Raw genomic sequence first — 13,561 nt, forward strand, 5'->3', positions numbered from 1 at the left:
CCCCCCCAGCCAGTCGATCGGCAGGTTCTGCCCCTGCGCCTGTACCCCAGGCCGGGCAATCGCGAGGAATGTGCCGATGACCGGCTGCACGCCTGCGCCCTTGGCCGCGCCAGCGAAGATCGGCGCGCCGTAGAGTCCGTTGCGGTCACAGATCGCGGCGGCGGGAAACCCCCGCTCCTTGGCCAGCTTGGCGATCGCCTTCGGATCGATCGCGCCGTCCAGCATGGTGAAGCTGGAGAAGATGCGAAGTGGTACGAAGGGAGCATGGGGCATCGTGGGAATCTATGCACTGCGCATGGGCGGATCAAGGGCCGGCTGGGGATAAGCTCGGGGATTAGCGGCGTTGCGCCGTCACTTCGCGGGAGGCGCGGCGAAGGCGATGCCCTTCCAGCTGACGACGCCGTGGTCGACAATGCTGGATACCTCGCCGCTCATCGATGTTCAGGCTAGTCATGGGCGGATGGCGCCGGTGGCGTGGGAATATCGTCGAAGGCAGGGACCGCTCGCCCGACCGAGCCCGCCGCCCGGCGAGCCTTGACCCGAAGCACAGCCCGCGGTCCCTGCCTTCGCAGGGACGACGTAAGTACTGGAATTAAAGCAGTGCCTCGATGTCCTTGGCCATCGCCTCGGGCTTATCGGTCGGGGCATAGCGGCGCACCACCTTGCCGTCGCGGCCGATGAGGAACTTGGTGAAGTTCCACTTGATCGACTTCGATCCGAGCACGCCGGGCGCCTCGGCCTTGAGCCAGTCGTAGAGGGGCGCTGCCCCGGGGCCGTTGACCTCGACCTTGCCCATAAGCGGGAACGAGAGGCCGAAGTTCACCTCGCAGAACGAAGCGATCTCATCCGCCTCGCCGGGTTCCTGCTTGCCGAACTGGTTGCAGGGAAAAGCGATGACCTCCAGCCCGCGGTCGCGGTACTGCTGCCAGAGTGCCTCGAGACCTTTGTACTGCGGGGTGAAGCCGCACTTGCTGGCGGTGTTGACCACCAGCACCACCTTGCCGACCCGGTCGGCCAGGCTGATGGTCTCGCCGTTCGGCAGAGACGCCGTGAAGTCCGCGATGGTGCGGGGATCAGGCATTCTTGGGGAAGTCCGCGCGGCGCGAGAGGTTGCGGATCTCGCCGATGCGGAAAGTGTGGTCGCCGTCCTTCTGGATGGCGTAGTCGTCCTGCCGGTCCTCGGGCATGCCCATGACGAAGCGGATCAGCTCGGCGACGGTGCCGCGGCGGATGGTCTTGAACCGGTGGAACAGGCCGCCGCCATCCTCGCATTTGTGAAGTTCGGCGGAATCTTCCCAGCCGAAGCCCTTCACCGGCGTGGTGCTCGTCTCGATGGTGGACGGAGTGTCGCTCATCGGCGTGTCCTTTTCTGTTCATTGTCGCACATACGATGTGGGAACAGAAAACCGCGAGCGCAACGTCGGTTCCGACACAAGGACGTTAAGTAAGGACCCCATCGTGGAGGCGCACCACGCGGTCCATGGCCGCCGCCAGCCGCTCGTTGTGCGTGGCGACGAGGGCGGCGCTGCCCTCCCCCCGCACCAGCGCGAGGAACTGCGCGAAGACCTTGTCGGCGGTCGCCTCGTCGAGATTGCCGGTGGGCTCGTCCGCCAGCACGAGGTGCGGCCGGTTGGCGAGCGCGCGCGCCACCGCGACACGCTGCTGTTCGCCGCCCGAAAGCTTGCTGGGGCGATGCTCAAGCCGTCCCCCGAGGCCCAGCGCGGTGAGCAGTTCGGTCGCGCGCTCGTCGCACTCGGGACGGGGCTTGCCTGTGATGAGCTGGGGCAGGACCACGTTCTCGCTGGCGTTGAAGTCGGGCAGCAGGTGATGGAACTGGTAGACGAAGCCGATGTGGTCGCGCCGCACCGCCGCGCGCTGGTCCTTGCCGAGCTTGCTGGCGTCGATCCCGGCGATCTCGATCTTGCCGCCGAAGCCGCCTTCGAGCAGGCCGATCGCCTGCAGCATGGTCGACTTGCCCGAGCCCGAGGGGCCGAGCAGGCCGACGATCTCGCCGGGGCGCACGGTCAGGTCGACGCCGCGCAGCACGTCGATGCGCACGCCGCCCTGCTCGAAGCTGCGGGTCACCTGCGTCAGGCGCACCACCGGCGCCGAGGTGGAGGCGGAGATGGATTCACTCATAACGCAGCACCTGCACGGGATCGGTGCTCGCCGCCCTGTAGGCCGGGTAGAGCGTGGCGAGGAAGCTGAACACCAGCGCCATGATGCAGATCGTGACGATCTCCACCGGGTCGGAGCGCGAGGGCAGTTCCGTCAGGAAGCGGATCGAGGGGTCCCACAGGTTCTGCCCGGTGACGATCTCGACCAGACGGACAATCGGCTGGCGGAAATAGAGGAACACGAAGCCCAGCAGCAGCCCCACGAACGTGCCCATCGCGCCGATGCAGAAGCCCGCCGTCACGAAGACCTTGAGCAACGAGCGGCGCGTCGCGCCCATAGTGCGCAGGATCGCGATGTCGCGGGTCTTGGCGCGCACCAGCATGATGAGCGAGGAAAGGATGTTGAACACTGCCACCAGCACGATGATCGAGAGCACCACGAACATCGCGACGCGCTCCACCGCCAGCGCCTCGAACAGCGAGGCGTTGATGGTCTTCCAGCTGTTGACCACCGCGCGGCCGGCCAGTTGTCGCTCGAGCGGGGCGAGGATGGCGCCGACGTTGTCGGGATCGTTGGTCGTCACCTCTATCATGGAGATCGAATCGCCCGTCAGCAGCAGCGTCTGCGCGTCCTGCATGGGCATGACCACGTAGGCGTTGTCATAGTCGTAGATGCCGATCTCGAAGATCGCGGACACGGTGTAGGCGATCTGGCGCGGCACCGTGCCGAAGGGGGTGGAGCGCCCCTGCGGATTGATGATGGTGATGACGTCGCCGACTTGCGCGCCGAGGTTCTGCGCCAGTTGCTTGCCGATGGCGACTGTATCTCCGCCCGGCTTGAGTGCGGCGAGCGTGCCGGCCTTCACCTTGTCCTGCAGGCGGGCGAGGTCCTCCGCCGTGTTGCCGCGCACGAGGATCGCCTCGACCCGGCCGTTGAAGCTGGCCAGCAGCGGCTGTTCGATCAGCGGCGAGGCACGGGTGACGCCGGGCGTCTTCCGCACGTTTTCGAGCACGTTCTGCCAGTCGTCCAGCCTGCTGCCGTAAGCCTGGATGATCGCGTGGCCGTTGAGGTTCACGATCTTGTCGAACAGCTCCGCACGGAAGCCATTCATGACGCTCATGACGATGACCAGCGCGGCCACGCCGAGCGCAACCGCGACCAGACTGATGCCTGCGACCAGGGCAATGAAGCGCTCGCCCTTGCCGGGCAGCATGTAGCGCTTCGCGATGGTCCATTCGAAAGGGGATAGGATCAAGAGCGACGGGTCCGTCTGTGATCGGCTGGGGTGAGCCCGGCATTAGGATGATGGCTGCTCGCTGGCAAGCGTGGGGCAAGCGGTGGAACGGGCGAAAGGTTCCCGGCCGAGTGCGGTCGGCACCCGAGCGCCCGTGGCGAAGCCTGCGGTGGACAGGCGATCGCTACGGCGGCTCAGGGTTCAAGCGGCGCGTAGGCGGGGATTGCCCTGATGGACCGGAAGTCTGCCCTGCCCCTAGCTTGCGCAGGGACAGAAGGCTTTTCGTCGAAAGCGGATATCAGATGCACAAAGGGATTTGCGGCGGGCCGGTCGGTCCGGCCCTCGCGGGCGCTCTCGGGCTTGCTGCCGCCGCCTCACCCTCGTTCGCACAGGAAGCGGCGGTATCTGAGGCACCACTCGCGTCCGGGGCCGAGGCTCAGGCACAGGCCACGCCATCCACGCCGGCACCCACCTCCCACACTCCGGGGAAAGGCTTCTTCGACCGCTTCATCGATGAGACGGATCACGGCCTCGACCTGTCGAACTTCCTGGCGAAAGGCGGCTTCATTCCCGTGCCGATCATCATCACCGAACCGGCGGTCGATGGTGGTTTCGGGCTGGCGGCGGCTTTTCTGTCGGTTGACCCGGATCATCCTCGGCAGGTCACGAAGCATGTCATCGGTGCCTTCAAGACTGGCAACGGCTCTGATGGCATCGGCTATTTCCAGTCGGGGTTCGCTTTCGACGGACGACTGAACTACCGGGTCGGCGTTGGCCACGGCAAAGTGACACTCGATTCCTACCCCGCCTTCGCGCCAAGCGGCGTGGAGTATACCAACCACTATGATTACGGCATCTTCGGCTCGGCACTCTGGCACTTCGGCGACGAGCGTTTTTCGGCGGGCCCGCTGTTCGACTTCCGCAAACTCAAGTCGCAGCTGGATATCCCCGGCCTTCCCGAGGATTTCGCGAACCAGTTTAACCACACGCTCCACACGGGAGCGCTCGGCCTCGGCTTCCATTTCGACAGCCGCGACAATACGCTCACCCCGACGCGAGGGACCAATGCGTTCGTCGAAGGAAAATTCAATCGCGGCACGTTCGGCAGCGATCGCAACTACGAAACCTACAACGTCGAGACCTATTCCTTCGACCGGCTGACGCCCAACCTGCGCTTCGGCCTCAAGTTCGAGCTGAAAGCCATTCGCGGCGATTTTCCAGTGTTCTTCGCACCGGCCATAGACCTGCGCGGCGTTCAGGCGATGCGCTATCAGGGAATGACTACCGTCAGTTCGGAGGTGGAGACGACGTGGCAATTGAGCCCCCGCTGGTCGATTCTGGCCTTTGGCGGGTTCGGCGCCACAGATGCCGGCAGCAAGCGCCTTTACAAGGACTCAGGCGCAGTATGGGCGGGGGGCGGCGGCATTCGATACCGCCTTGCGCGCAAACTGGGTTTCGATGCCGGGATCGATGTCGCCTACGGACCGGGAGGCGCGGTCTTCTACCTCCAGTTCGGCCATGCGTGGTCGTTGACGATGGACTGACGTCGACGCCGCTGTCTGCCGACGTACACGCCACGGGCCTCAGCGTTTGGCCGGACGTTCCGAGCGTGGGTGGAAGCCCATCTGCGCCAGTACGTCGATCAGCTTCTGGCCATCGGACTGCACGCGGTCGAGCCAGGCATGATGATCGAGGTGACCGAGCGCCGACCGCTGGAACATGCCTGCCGTGCGTGTCGCCTCCAGCAGCAGGCTGACAGGAATCGCCGCCTGGTCCCGCTCGCCCTGAGCACGGCGGCGCGGCTGGGTGAGCGTTCCATCCGCAGGGCCTTCCAGTTGGCTGACCGCGACGAACGGCTGCGGCTCGCGAAGGGCCGGATCTGGAGCTCTCGTTCGGCTGGTTTCGGCGGTATCCACTCTCAGGCTCCCAATGGCAGCCCCCGTCACGGTGCGGAAGGCTCGAGGATGAAACGCAAAAGCCGCTTGGCGGTTTCCGTCCTCCCGCAACGAACGGCAACTAATGTCGGGCGATGCCAACGGGGCCAGTCCCCCTTCGTCCCCCCGTCATCCTGGCGTCACACGCGCACATCAAATAGCATCGCCGCCCGCGCCCCGTCGCAAGCGCCCGCCTTGCCCCTTGCTTTTCGGAACGATCGCAGCCAAATGCGCGAGCGTTTTGACGCGCCAGCGGGCTGGACACACATCCATGAACATGACTCACCCCTTTCGTGATGCCGACGGGGACAAACTGCGCGAAGAGTGCGGGATTTTCGGCGTTATCGGCGCCAACGAAGCCGCCGCGATAACGGCGGCGGGGCTGCATTCGCTCCAGCACCGCGGCCAGGAGGCGGTGGGAATCACCTCGTTCTCAGGCAACGAATTCCACTCGCATCGCGGCATCGGCCACGTCGCGCAGGTCTTCAGCCAGAAGGAAGTGGACACGCTGCCGGGCTCCATGGCCTCGGGCCACGTGCGCTACGCCACCACCGGCGGCTCGGGCCTGCGCAACGTCCAGCCGCTGTTCGCCGACCTGGCCGCGGGCGGCTTCTCGATCGCCCACAACGGCAACATCTCCAACGCGATGGCGCTCAAGCATGATCTCGTGTCGAAGGGCTCGATCTTCCAGTCGACCTCCGACACCGAAGTCATCATCCACCTTGTCGCGACCAGCCGCTACCCCACCCTGCTCGACCGCTTCGTCGATGCGCTTCGGATGGTGGAAGGCGCCTACTCGCTGATCTGCATGACTGCCGAGGGCATGATCGCCTGCCGCGATCCGCTCGGCATCCGCCCGCTGGTGATGGGCCGCATCGGCGACGCCACCGTGTTCGCCTCGGAAACCGTCGCCTTCGACGTGATCGGTGCCGAGTTCGTCCGCTCGATCGAGCCGGGCGAACTGGTCCAGGTCGACCACAAGGGCACGATCTCCAGCCACCGCCCCTTCGGCGACCCGAGCCCGCGCCCCTGTATCTTCGAACACGTCTACTTCTCGCGCCCCGATTCGATCATGGACGGCCGCTCGGTCTACAACGTGCGCAAGCAGATCGGCGTGGAACTCGCCAAGGAAGCCTTCGCCGAAGCCGACGTGGTCATCCCGGTGCCCGACAGCGGCGTGCCGGCCGCCATCGGCTATGCGCAGGAATCGGGCATTCCCTTCGAACTGGGCATCATCCGCTCGCACTACGTGGGCCGCACCTTCATCCAGCCGGGCGACGCTGCCCGTCATGCCGACGTGAAGCGCAAGCACAACGCCAACCGCCCCGTGGTAGAAGGCAAGCGCATCATCCTAATCGACGATTCGATCGTGCGCGGCACCACCTCGAAGAAAATCGTCGAGATGATGCGCGATGCCGGCGCCGCCGAAGTGCACATGCGCATTGCCAGCCCGCCTACCGAGCATTCGTGCTTCTACGGCGTCGACACGCCCGAGCGTTCGAAGCTGCTGGCAGCGACGATGGACACGCAGGCCATGGCCGACTTCATCCAGGCCGACAGCCTTGCCTTCGTCTCGATCGACGGCCTCTACCGCGCGGTCGGCGAGGAAAAGCGCACCAACAAGTGCCCGCAGTTCTGCGACGCCTGCTTCACCGGTGAATACCCCACCAAGCTGACCGACTTTTCCGACCGCTTCCCGGCGGAACTCAACGCGGCATGAGCGAGGGCAAGTTCGCAGGGCAAGTCGCGCTCGTCACCGGCGCCAGCCGCGGCATCGGCGCGGCGACGGCGATCGCGCTGGCGGCGCAGGGCGCGCACGTCGTGCTCACGGGCCGCGACACCAAGGCGCTCGAAGGCGTCGAGGACACGATCTTCCAGGCCGGCGGCTCGGCCACGATCGCGCCGGTCGACCTCGTCGAGCCCGACGGTATCGCCCGGCTGGCCACCGCGCTCTCGCAGCGCTGGGGCAAGCTCGACATCATGGTCATCAACGCGGCGATCCTGCCCGAGCTGACCAGCGTCGCCGATATCGACCAGCGCGCCTTCAACAAGGCGCTCACCACCAACGTGCTGGCCACCCAGGCATTGATCGCGAACTTCGATCCGCTGCTGAAGAAAAGCGACAATGCCCGCGTCGTCGGCATGACCACCACGGTAGCGCAGACCCCGCGCGCCTACTGGGGCGCTTACGGTGCGACCAAGGCCGCGTTCGAAGTGCTGCTGGACGCCTACGCACAGGAAACCGCCAAGGTTTCTAAGATCCGCGTCGCCATCGTAAACCCCGGCGCCACCCGCACGGCCATGCGCGCGAGAGCCTATCCGGGCGAGGCACCGGCCTCGGTAAAGCCGCCGGAAGTCGTGGCCGAGCGCCTGGTTTCGCTGCTGCTGGAAGACTTTACCACCGGCCACCGGGAAACCGTTAACCAGCCTGCGTAATGCCAAGGTAACCCCAAAGTGGGACACATGGTGCCGAATCGGTGCCCCAAAAGGAGCATCGTTCTACAAAAGAGTGAGGTCGCCATGGTCAACCACACCCAACAGGAACGATACGCGGCCGCCGCCCAGGAAGACCGCAGCGCCCCCCGATTGCGCATTTCCATCCCCGCGTCCTTGCGCCCCTCGGGGTCCAAAAGCTTCCAGACGGCGGTACGCGACCTGTCCCTCTCCGGGTTCTCGGCCACGGCCATGACCCAGATCGCGCCCCGCACGATGTGCTGGTTGACGCTGCCCGGAATGGAGACGGTGACCGCCAAGGTCGTATGGTGGGACAACGGCCTCGTCGGCTGCGCCTTCGACCAGCTGCTCGACCCTGTGGAACTCGAGACGATCCTCGGCCGCTGGGACCTAGACGCGCCGCGCCGGCGCTGAGGCGCCGGCCCTACCCCTTCACCAGCGTCACCTGCGCGACGTCGATGCCGCCGCCCAGGAAGCCGCCCTCGCAGTACATCAGGTAGTAGCGCCAGAGCCGCACGAAGCGCTCGTCGAAGCCCTGTGGCAACCGGCCTTCCTCCACCGCGAGGTCGAACAGGCGGCGCCATTCGCGCAAGGTGCGGGCGTAGTCCTGCCCGAACCCGTGGCGGTCCTCCCAGCTCAGGCCCCGCTCGGCGGCAAGGGCGCGGAACTCGCTTTCGCTCACCAGCATCCCGCCGGGGAACACGTAGGTCTGGATGAAGTCCGCGCTGGCGGCGTAGCGCTCGAAAATGTCGTCGTGGATCGCAATGTACTGGATCGCCGCCCGCCCGCCGGGGCGCAGGCTGCGCGAGAGGCAATCGAAGAAGTCGGGCCAGTAGGCGCGCCCCACCGCCTCCACCATCTCCACCGAGACGATGGCGTCGTACTGCTCCGATACGTCGCGGTAGTCCTGCTTGCGGAACGCCACGCTACCGCCACTGTCCGCCCACCGGTCCCGCGCATAGGCGAGCTGTTCGTCGGAGAGGCTGATGGCATCGACGTGGACGCCGTCGTGACTGGCAAGGAAGGCCGCCAGCGTGCCCCAGCCGCAGCCGATCTCGAGCACGCGGTCGCCGGGTTCCACCTCGAGCCGCTCGATCATTGCCCCCGCCTTGGCCGACTGCGCGCAGTCCAGCTCAGTGACGAACTGGCTGTAGGCGTTCGGCCCACGGTCGGCGTCCGAGTATATCGCGCTCGAATAGAGCATCGTCTCGCCCAGCCACTGGGAATAGAAGTCGTTGCCCAGATCGTAGTGCGCGTGGATGTTCTTCAGCGACCCCGAGCGGGTGTTGCGGTGGAGCGCATGCACCAGCCGCGTCACGATCCGCCATGGTCCGTGCGCCCGCGCGACGCCGCCGAGCCCGACGGCGTTGTCCATGAACAGTGCGAAGAGCGGGACGGGGTCGGGACTGTCCCATTCACCCGCCTCCCAGGCCTGATACCAGCCGACCGAGCCCGCCGTCGCCAGTCGCAGCAGCGCACGCCAGCTTTTTAGTTCGACCACGCAGTCGAACCCGGGCTCGCGCCCGCCGAGCACCCGCGTCTCGCCGCCCGGCAGCGTTGCCATGATCGAGCCGCGCTGCAGCCCGGCGTCGATACGGTCGAGGATCTTGTGGACCCCGCCCGACCACAGCCGCGCGAGCCACTGCGGACCGACGCCGATGGCACGTCCGCCTTCTACCAGTTCTCCGCCCCTACCCGGCACATGCGCATTCATGGCGCTGATATGGACTCGAAATCCGCCTCGGGCAATTGCCTAGGGCGACATCCCGGATGCGCTATTCCGCCTTGGCCTGCTGCCATGCCGAGAGGGCTCGTTCACGCGCGTCGCGATGTTCGATCCGCTTCTCGGGATAGTCCTTCGGCCGGACCGCAGGCGGCGGATCGTGGATATCCTCGTCGGACAGATCGGCCAGTTCGGGCACCCACTCGCGGATGTAACTGGCCGCGTCGAACTTTTCCGACTGGGTGAGCGGCGCCATGATCCTCACGAACATCTGCGCGTCGATGCCCGAGCCTGCGGTCCATTGCCAGTTGACCGAGTTGTTGCCGTAGTCGGCATCGACCAGCGTGTCCCAGAACCACTTCTCGCCCTCGCGCCAGTCGATCAGCAGGTGCTTGATGAGGAAGCTGGCCGCGATCATGCGCACGCGGTTGTGCATCCAGCCGGTGTGCCAGAGTTGACGCATCCCGGCATCGACGACCGGGTATCCGGTGCGGCCCAGCTGCCATGCCTCGAGGTCCGCCTTGCTGGTCCGCCACGGGAAGTCGCCGAAGGGATCGCGCGCGTATTTGCTGCCATAGTCGGGGAACTGCAGGATCACGTTCTGCGCATAGTCGCGCCAGCCCACTTCGCTCAGGAAGGTGCCGACCGAACCACCCGCATCCGCCACCGCGTGCCAGACCTGCGACGGCGAGACCTCGCCGAAATGCAGGTGCGGCGAGAGCATCGAGGTGCCGTCCACCCCCGGCAGGTTGCGCTGCGCCTCGTAGGCGGAGGCTTCCTCGACGAAGGCGTGCAGGCGTTTGCGGGCGCCGCCCTCGCCAGGTTCCCACATCCCGCGAAGCCCTCCTGCCCAGTCGGGTTTAGAGGGGAGCAGGCCCCAGTCCTCCAGCCTGTCCGACTTCGGCCACTTGGTCGGCGCCGGGATCGACTGCGGCCGGCGCTGCGGCTCCGGCGGCGGCATGCGTTCGCGCAAGGCCCGCCAGAAGGGAGTATAAATCTTGTAGAGCCCGCCCGAGCCCGTCGTCACCGAACCCGGCGGGGCGAGGTAGTTGCCGTGGTGCAGGCACAGCGTCAGGTGCTTCGCGACCGCCTTCTCGGCATTTCGCCACCACGGTTCGTAGTGGTGCAGGGCGTCAACCTCGGTAGCGCCGACCTCCTCGGCCAGCTTCGCCAACACCTCGTCGCTCCGCCCCCGCCGGAGGATCAGCCGCGAGCCTTGATCGCGCAGCGCCGCGTCGAGGCTGCTCAGCGAATGATGTAGCCACCAGCGCGAGGCACCGCCCATGGCGCGGTGCCGGGGCGTCTCGTCATCGCAGATGTAGACGGGGATCACCGGACCTTTGCGGGCGGCCTCGGCGATGGCAGGTTGATCGGACAGGCGCAGGTCGCGCCGCAGCCAGACGATGACGGGGGAACTCATGCGCGGTAACTCATCGAGGGGGCAACGCCTTGCCCGGAGGGGCGTTCCCTAGCGCGATGGTCGTCGTTTCCGAAACCTTTACGCTGCCCTCTCGCGGCTTTCGCATCGATCCGCGTAGGGCACTGCTATGTGCGGTTCTGTGCTGGTCAGGTGCCGCTCTGGTCGCGTGGGCCGTGCGCGGCGGTCATGCAGAAATGCTCGACCGGGCGGGGCTGCTTTTCTGGCACGACAGCACACTGCGGCCCGATGGCTCTACGAAAATGCTGGAGGGCGTACGCGACGTGACCGCGCTGGGCGGCGTACTGCTGCGTAATGTCTTCGCGCTCGCCGCCGTCGCGGCGCTGCTGTTCCTCCGCCTGCGCCGCGAGGCCGTGCTGTTCGCGCTGACCGTCGCGTCTGGGTGGGCGGTAAACAGCGCGCTCAAGGGGCTGGTCGGGCGGGCCCGCCCACAAATCCTCCCACACCTCACGGAGGCCGGGGGCAATAGTTTCCCGAGCGGCCACAGCTTCAATTCAGCGGTGGTCTACATCGCCATGGCCCTTGCCTTCGCGGCGCTGACCAGCCGCCGATCGGTGCGCTGGACAGTCATCGTAGGCGCCATGATCGTCAGCCTCGCGATCGCGTGGAGCCGGGTCTGGCTAGGTGTCCATTGGCCGAGCGACGTGGTCGCCGGATGGCTGGGCGGCGCCGGCTGGGCGTTCCTGGCCAGCGCCCTGCTCTACCGCCCGGCCAAAGCCACTGTCGACGCGGCCGAGGCGGTCAGCGAGCCGGACAGCCCGGATCGCCGGTAGGCACCGTCACTACGTGCGTGAAGCTCCCGGCCATGCGCGGGGCAGTGAAACGCGCGTCGCCGAAAGTGACAGTTGCCTCGCAGCCGCGCTGTTCGATCGTCGCAAAGGGCATCTGCGACCAGTTCAGGAAGTCCGCTACTTCCGGTGATGCCGCGATGGCGCGGCGAGTGAGCGGATTGTCCATATTATCGTAGATGGACGGTGCGACCTTGGTGATGCCGGCGCCGGGGTTCAGCGGATCGTAATAGCCCTGCGCTATCCGGCCCTGGCTGCGCCAGACGACCTCTCGCCGCCAGAACAGCAGCGGTTCCGGCGAGGCGAAAACGCGGTCACTTCCGTCATAGTTCGGCACCGAAGTCCAGGCGAGCGCGGAAATGCCGATGTTGAGCGCAATGAACGCTACCACTCCCGCCAACGCAACCCAAGCTGGCCGCCCCGCCCTCGGACGGCCGCAGCGCCAGCGCCGCCGCGCTAACCATATCCCCGCCCCCAGAATCGCCAGCAGCCAGGGCGAGATGATGAACAGCCCGTCGGTATGGAACCACCGCGCGCTCGCAGGCGAGAGCAATTGGACGGAATAGGTGTTCTGCAGATCGAGCAACGGGTGCGTGATCGCGCCGAGATAGCACAGCGCCAGCAGCCAGCCGAAATGCATCGGCAAGCCGCTCCGGAAGATGGCCCCGCGCGACATCTGCCGGCGGTCGAGCAGCCAGAGCAGTCCGGCCAGCAGTGGCGGCATCAGCAGCACGCCGCCCACCAGGCCATGCGTGAAGCCCCGGTGCATCGCCAGCGGTGCCCACGGGGCCCAGCCGAAGAACACGTCGATATCCGGCATGTTGGCGGCAAGCACACAAGCGGCGAGGCCCTTGCGGGTTCGCCGCTTCAGGCCCGTCTCGGCGAGCGCCCAGCCGACCAGGCTGTGGGTGAGATTATCCATGAGATATGGGGATTTGCATTGCGGACCTTATCGGGTCCGCAATGCGCCAAGGCAACCCCCGCGCGGTCAGTCCATCAAGCCGTGCGCGCTTTCCGGCTCGCCCACCGTCCAAGTCTGGCCCTTGGACAGCAGCTTGCCCAGATCCGCGCTCTTGCCGGCGACGAGGCTGGCGCGCTCGGCGACGATGGCGCTTTCGAAAGTCGGCGCGGGATCGTCGTAGATCACGCCCAGCGCCATGGGGAACGGACCGAAGGGCATCTCGATCAGCATATGCGCAAGGCCCCGGTTGCGCGGGTTGTGCGTCACCACGCCCGCCGCCTGCCAGTCCCCATCGACGACTTCGACCACCTTGAGCGACAGCGTCTCCAGATCGAGCGCCAGGCCGTTGGTCCCCTTCGCGAACACGAGCGGCTCGCCGTCGCGGCACAGCACCTGGTTGTCCGCCGCGACGGCCTTCTGGGTGAAGTCGTCGAAGCGGTCCTTGTTGTAGACGATGCAGTTCTGGAAAATCTCCACGAAGGCCGCGCCCTTGTGGCGATAGGCGGCGACCAGCACATCGGACAAATCCTTGGACACGTCATACCCGCGCGCCACGAACCGGGCGCCCGATCCCAGCGCGAAGGCGCAAGGCAGAGCGGGCCGGTCGACCGAGCCGATCGGCGAGGTCGGCGACGGAGTTCCGACCCGGCTGGTGGGCGAATACTGCCCCTTGGTTAGCCCGTAGATCTCGTTGTTGAACAGCAGTATCTGGCAGTCGAGATTGCGGCGCAGGACATGCATCGTGTGGTTGCCGCCGATCGACAGCCCGTCTCCGTCGCCCGTCACCAGCCAGACGTCGAGGTCCGGGTTGGCCAGCTTGATCCCCGTCGCGACCGCCGGCGCGCGGCCGTGGATGGTGTGGAAGCCGTAGCTCTCGACGTAATACGGAAAGCGGCTGGAACAGCCGATAC

The 13,561-nt window shown here is 66.3% G+C and carries 15 protein-coding genes; 5 read left to right on the forward strand and 10 right to left on the reverse strand.

Annotated features, from left to right (window positions below):
- The 5 genes from PMI02_RS18690 to PMI02_RS18710 form a co-directional block, all read right to left on the reverse strand.
- Positions 1–273, reverse strand: a 273-nt coding sequence (locus PMI02_RS18690; RefSeq protein WP_007685709.1) for a PHP domain-containing protein, incomplete at its 3' end; no start/stop codon positions are given.
- A gap of 319 nt (positions 274–592) precedes the next feature.
- Positions 593–1,081, reverse strand: a complete 489-nt coding sequence (locus PMI02_RS18695) for a glutathione peroxidase (RefSeq protein ID WP_007685711.1) — start codon at positions 1,079–1,081, stop codon at positions 593–595.
- Entirely contained in the window at positions 1,074–1,355 is a 282-nt protein-coding gene (locus tag PMI02_RS18700) for a hypothetical protein (RefSeq protein WP_007685713.1), read from the reverse strand. Before PMI02_RS18700 ends, PMI02_RS18695 begins: the two co-directional genes overlap by 8 nt.
- Positions 1,356–1,440: 85 nt before the next feature.
- Positions 1,441–2,139 carry an ABC transporter ATP-binding protein gene (locus PMI02_RS18705; protein WP_007685716.1) on the reverse strand — a complete coding sequence of 233 codons (699 nt, stop codon included), beginning with the start codon at positions 2,137–2,139 and terminating at the stop codon, positions 1,441–1,443.
- On the reverse strand, positions 2,132–3,373 hold the full coding sequence (locus PMI02_RS18710; protein WP_007685717.1) for a lipoprotein-releasing ABC transporter permease subunit: 1,242 nt from the start codon (positions 3,371–3,373) through the stop codon (positions 2,132–2,134). Before PMI02_RS18710 ends, PMI02_RS18705 begins: the two co-directional genes overlap by 8 nt.
- A gap of 17 nt (positions 3,374–3,390) precedes the next feature.
- Here PMI02_RS18710 and PMI02_RS18715 point away from each other — a divergent pair, with 17 nt between their 5' ends.
- Positions 3,391–4,896: a hypothetical protein gene (locus PMI02_RS18715; RefSeq protein ID WP_193372900.1), complete on the forward strand. Its 1,506-nt coding sequence runs from the start codon at positions 3,391–3,393 to the stop codon at positions 4,894–4,896.
- Between the two features lie 39 nt (positions 4,897–4,935).
- Here PMI02_RS18715 and PMI02_RS18720 read toward each other — a convergent pair whose 3' ends face one another.
- On the reverse strand, positions 4,936–5,268 hold the full coding sequence (locus tag PMI02_RS18720) for a hypothetical protein (protein WP_007685721.1): 333 nt from the start codon (positions 5,266–5,268) through the stop codon (positions 4,936–4,938).
- A gap of 289 nt (positions 5,269–5,557) precedes the next feature.
- Between PMI02_RS18720 and purF the strand changes: the two genes are divergently transcribed.
- The 3 genes from purF to PMI02_RS18735 all read left to right on the forward strand — a co-directional run bounded on the left by purF (position 5,558) and on the right by PMI02_RS18735 (position 8,154).
- Positions 5,558–7,006, forward strand: a complete 1,449-nt coding sequence (purF, locus tag PMI02_RS18725) for an amidophosphoribosyltransferase (protein WP_007685723.1) — start codon at positions 5,558–5,560, stop codon at positions 7,004–7,006.
- Positions 7,003–7,722, forward strand: coding sequence for an SDR family NAD(P)-dependent oxidoreductase (locus tag PMI02_RS18730; RefSeq protein ID WP_007685724.1), 720 nt, complete (start codon positions 7,003–7,005; stop codon positions 7,720–7,722). Before purF ends, PMI02_RS18730 begins: the two co-directional genes overlap by 4 nt.
- Before the next feature lie 84 nt (positions 7,723–7,806).
- Positions 7,807–8,154, forward strand: a complete 348-nt coding sequence (locus tag PMI02_RS18735) for a PilZ domain-containing protein (protein ID WP_007685726.1) — start codon at positions 7,807–7,809, stop codon at positions 8,152–8,154.
- Between the two features lie 10 nt (positions 8,155–8,164).
- Here PMI02_RS18735 and PMI02_RS18740 read toward each other — a convergent pair whose 3' ends face one another.
- Both PMI02_RS18740 and PMI02_RS18745 read right to left on the reverse strand, forming a co-directional pair.
- Positions 8,165–9,454, reverse strand: coding sequence for a cyclopropane-fatty-acyl-phospholipid synthase family protein (locus PMI02_RS18740; protein WP_007685728.1), 1,290 nt, complete (start codon positions 9,452–9,454; stop codon positions 8,165–8,167).
- Between the two features lie 61 nt (positions 9,455–9,515).
- Positions 9,516–10,883 (reverse strand): deoxyribodipyrimidine photo-lyase, encoded by a 1,368-nt coding sequence (locus PMI02_RS18745; RefSeq protein WP_007685730.1) that lies wholly within the window; start codon positions 10,881–10,883, stop codon positions 9,516–9,518.
- Positions 10,884–10,939: 56 nt separating this feature from the next.
- Here PMI02_RS18745 and PMI02_RS18750 point away from each other — a divergent pair, with 56 nt between their 5' ends.
- The gene (locus tag PMI02_RS18750) at positions 10,940–11,674 is read left to right on the forward strand and encodes a phosphatase PAP2 family protein (RefSeq protein WP_052025662.1); all 735 of its coding nucleotides are present in this window, start codon (positions 10,940–10,942) and stop codon (positions 11,672–11,674) included.
- Here the strand turns inward: PMI02_RS18750 and PMI02_RS18755 are convergent.
- Both PMI02_RS18755 and PMI02_RS18760 read right to left on the reverse strand, forming a co-directional pair.
- Entirely contained in the window at positions 11,643–12,611 is a 969-nt protein-coding gene (locus PMI02_RS18755) for a metal-dependent hydrolase (protein WP_007685733.1), read from the reverse strand. The two genes, PMI02_RS18750 and PMI02_RS18755, sit on opposite strands and share 32 nt — an antisense overlap.
- A gap of 66 nt (positions 12,612–12,677) precedes the next feature.
- Positions 12,678–13,559 carry a thiamine pyrophosphate-dependent enzyme gene (locus PMI02_RS18760; protein ID WP_007685735.1) on the reverse strand — a complete coding sequence of 294 codons (882 nt, stop codon included), beginning with the start codon at positions 13,557–13,559 and terminating at the stop codon, positions 12,678–12,680.
- Positions 13,560–13,561: the final 2 nt, after the last annotated feature.

Origin of the sequence: Novosphingobium sp. AP12 (assembly GCF_000281975.1) — a bacterium.
Taxonomy (GTDB): domain Bacteria; phylum Pseudomonadota; class Alphaproteobacteria; order Sphingomonadales; family Sphingomonadaceae; genus Novosphingobium.

Excerpts from the sequence above, each read along its gene's own strand:
- PMI02_RS18750 (WP_052025662.1), top strand. The coding sequence starts at position 10,940 with ATGGTCGTCGTTTCCGAAACCTTTACGCTGCCCTCTCGCGGCTTTCGC.
- PMI02_RS18700 (WP_007685713.1), bottom strand. The coding sequence starts at position 1,355 with ATGAGCGACACTCCGTCCACCATCGAGACGAGCACCACGCCGGTGAAG.
- purF (WP_007685723.1), top strand. The coding sequence starts at position 5,558 with ATGAACATGACTCACCCCTTTCGTGATGCCGACGGGGACAAACTGCGC.
- PMI02_RS18740 (WP_007685728.1), bottom strand. The coding sequence starts at position 9,454 with ATGAATGCGCATGTGCCGGGTAGGGGCGGAGAACTGGTAGAAGGCGGA.
- PMI02_RS18745 (WP_007685730.1), bottom strand. The coding sequence starts at position 10,883 with ATGAGTTCCCCCGTCATCGTCTGGCTGCGGCGCGACCTGCGCCTGTCC.
- PMI02_RS18755 (WP_007685733.1), bottom strand. The coding sequence starts at position 12,611 with ATGGATAATCTCACCCACAGCCTGGTCGGCTGGGCGCTCGCCGAGACG.
- PMI02_RS18695 (WP_007685711.1), bottom strand. The coding sequence starts at position 1,081 with ATGCCTGATCCCCGCACCATCGCGGACTTCACGGCGTCTCTGCCGAAC.
- PMI02_RS18730 (WP_007685724.1), top strand. The coding sequence starts at position 7,003 with ATGAGCGAGGGCAAGTTCGCAGGGCAAGTCGCGCTCGTCACCGGCGCC.
- PMI02_RS18705 (WP_007685716.1), bottom strand. The coding sequence starts at position 2,139 with ATGAGTGAATCCATCTCCGCCTCCACCTCGGCGCCGGTGGTGCGCCTG.
- PMI02_RS18735 (WP_007685726.1), top strand. The coding sequence starts at position 7,807 with ATGGTCAACCACACCCAACAGGAACGATACGCGGCCGCCGCCCAGGAA.